Raw genomic sequence first — 1,191 nt, 5'->3', positions numbered from 1 at the left:
TTGTCCACTCCCCTTTAATTGAGACACGTTAAATTAGAGTTTTCTAACTGTTGACGATAGGCCTCCGGTGGGAGGTGATTTAAACTTTCATGGGTTCGATTTTGGTTATAATCTTGCAGCCAAAACCACGCTAATTCTCGCACTTGGCTTAATGATTCAAATAAATACGCATTTAAAAACTCTCGACGGAACGAACCATTAAAACGTTCGATAAACCCATTTTGCTGCGGTTTTCCCGGTTGAATATGGCACAGTAAAATTTCGTTATCTTCACAATAATTCAATAAGTTAACTGAAATGAGTTCAGGACCATTATCGACTCGGATCTGTTTCGGCAACCCTCTTTCGGCTTTTAAACGATCAAGCACCCTGATGACGCGTTCAGCCGGTAATGACGTATCAACTTCGATCGCTAGGCATTCACGCGTTCCTTCATCAATAATATTGAGGGTTCTGAAGCGTTTGCCGCAATATAAACTGTCGTACATAAAATCCAATGCCCATTGAATATTCGGGACTTTCTCTATGACTAATGGTCTTTTTTCACGCTTCGGAAGCACTTTTTTAACCCGTCGTTTCAGATTTAATCCTAAGCGACAATAAACGCGATAAACTCGTTTATGATTAAAAGGATAACCTTGAAATCTCAGTCGAAAATAGCATTTCCAGAATCCCGACTGTGGAGATTTCGCTAAAACGGATTGTATGGCATCGATGACGATTTTATCTTTCTCGTGCCAATTTTGAGTCTTTCGATAAAACGAAGCACGAGATAGCGATGTTAGTTTACACGCTTTAATGACTGATAAACCCGCAGCCTTTAACGACTGAGCACAGGATTTCTTTTCAGCCACTACCAACCCTTTTTTGCGAAAAGCTCCTTCATTGCATGGTTTTCAAGGCTAACTTCCGCAAAGAGCTTTTTCAATTTCGCATTTTCATCTTCGAGTTCTTTTAATCGTTTAATATCATTAGCTTCCATGCCACCATACTTTGATTTCCAATTATAATAAGTGGCGTTGCTGATCCCATTTTGGCGGCAAATATCTTCCACTTTCATACCAGAATCAGCGAGTTTTAAAATATTAACGATTTGAGTTTCAGTAAAACGAGCTTTTTTCATCATGACCTCTGCAAATTTTAGGGCAGAAAATCTAATTATAGCTGTCTTATTTTAGGGGAAGTGGACAA

At 39.0% G+C, this 1,191-nt stretch carries 1 protein-coding gene; it reads right to left on the bottom strand.

The window, feature by feature from the left end; genetic code table 11:
- Positions 1 to 14 precede the first annotated feature (14 nt).
- Positions 15 to 1,123, bottom strand: a protein-coding gene (locus PR766_RS18340) for an IS3 family transposase (protein ID WP_412033797.1) whose coding sequence is annotated in 2 segments (ribosomal slippage) — positions 15 to 871 and positions 871 to 1,123 — 1,110 coding nt in all. Because the reading frame shifts where the segments join, the coding sequence is not laid out codon by codon here.
- Positions 1,124 to 1,191 lie beyond the last annotated feature (68 nt).

The sequence above is a fragment of the Providencia sp. PROV208 genome, assembly GCF_028479465.1.
Classification (GTDB): Bacteria; Pseudomonadota; Gammaproteobacteria; order Enterobacterales; family Enterobacteriaceae; genus Providencia; species Providencia alcalifaciens.
Note: the sequence above shows the minus strand (reverse complement) of the source record. Positions and strands in the feature narration are given on the sequence as shown.